Below are 1,351 nucleotides of genomic sequence, written 5' to 3' on the forward strand. Positions count from 1 at the left end.
GCCATCCTTCACAATAGTTGCCTTAACTAAATCTAAAAATGGTACTTTTTCAAATATACGAATAGGTATTGCTTTCTTAATATATTTTTCTTCAACAAATAAGTCTTGTTCTCCTGTTAAATCGAACAAACTCAATTGCATAGGTTCCTCATTTAACAAGCTTTGCTCATAATGAAAACGATCTTGTTGCTCTTCAACGACATCTTTATAAATATATTCAACACGCTGAATTTGTTTATTACGATAATCAATTTCCCACTCAGAAATTCGGCCTAATTCGCCATATTGAATATTATTTTCGTTATCTCTTACTAACTCATGAGTATTAAAAAGAGGGACCAAAAAATTTATTGCGTTCATATTAATGATATTTATATTTAAAATGTGATCAATAATTTCTAAAAAGCTAGGGCTTGGTGTAATAGCATGCTGTTTAAAGTGAACTTGGATTAGATTACTTAATCGTACCTTGCTAATTTCTAAATTATCTTTAAGAAGTTCTATTCCATATAGATTCGTTAAACCAATGATTGTATAAAATTCTAACTCTTCCGGAGTATCATACGTTTCAAAAACAATATCTAACTTTCTTTTTAATATTCCAAGAAGGAAAGCACCTTCACCAGAACTATTTTCTAAATATCGACTACTAATTTTAGATGCGTCTAATGGAATTAAATCCAACATATCATCAACTAACCAATCAGGTGTTAAAACTTCGCCATGATCGACCACACGATTTTTTGATTTTATTTGTTTATTTTCCATAATTAAGCACCTTATTCTTATTATAATTTGAGAAGGATCTAAAATAGTTGGGTTTTACGAATTATTTTAAAACAGTGTCTAAAGTGAGATGAATTCTTCGTAATTTTTAGCAATGAAAAGTTTAATACTTGCCTCTACATTTGCTTCGATTAATTGATTGAATTGTTGCAGCTCGAATAAACGTAAGTTTTTAAGAAATGGCTGTAACTTATTCTGTTTTAATAATTTTAAGACCAATTCAACCTTTGCTTGTTTTTTACCGGATATTTCCTTGTATGAAGGACATGTCAGGATAATCCCAACTATACCTAAAAAGATATCGATAAATTCAATGCCTATCTCTTCACCTTTGCTACGATAACCACACTCTGTAATGACAAAGTTTTCTCCACGATATAATGAATGTATATTTAAAGCTTCTTTTAACATTGAATCCAGATTTCGTGAATGATATTCAGAAGATTCCTCAATCAAAATTTTTGCCTGTACATCATTGTGTACACCATAACCTCTAACTAAACCATAGCAAATACGCTCAGGGAGTTTTGTATAAATAGTTTTATCTACAATAGTTTTTTTAGGT

1 protein-coding gene and 1 pseudogene are annotated in these 1,351 nt (G+C 29.8%); both read right to left on the reverse strand.

Features of this window, described 5'->3' with window-relative positions; all coding sequences use genetic code 11:
* The coding region (locus tag QI30_RS19170) for a hypothetical protein (protein ID WP_126992100.1) at positions 1 to 768 on the reverse strand (768 nt) is incomplete at its 3' end.
* A gap of 78 nt (positions 769 to 846) precedes the next feature.
* Positions 847 to 1,351 (reverse strand): annotated as a pseudogene (locus tag QI30_RS20660) (hypothetical protein); the annotation flags it as partial.

Origin of the sequence: Candidatus Kurthia intestinigallinarum, assembly GCF_003991225.1 — a bacterium.
GTDB lineage: Bacteria > Bacillota > Bacilli > Bacillales_A > Planococcaceae > Kurthia > Kurthia populi.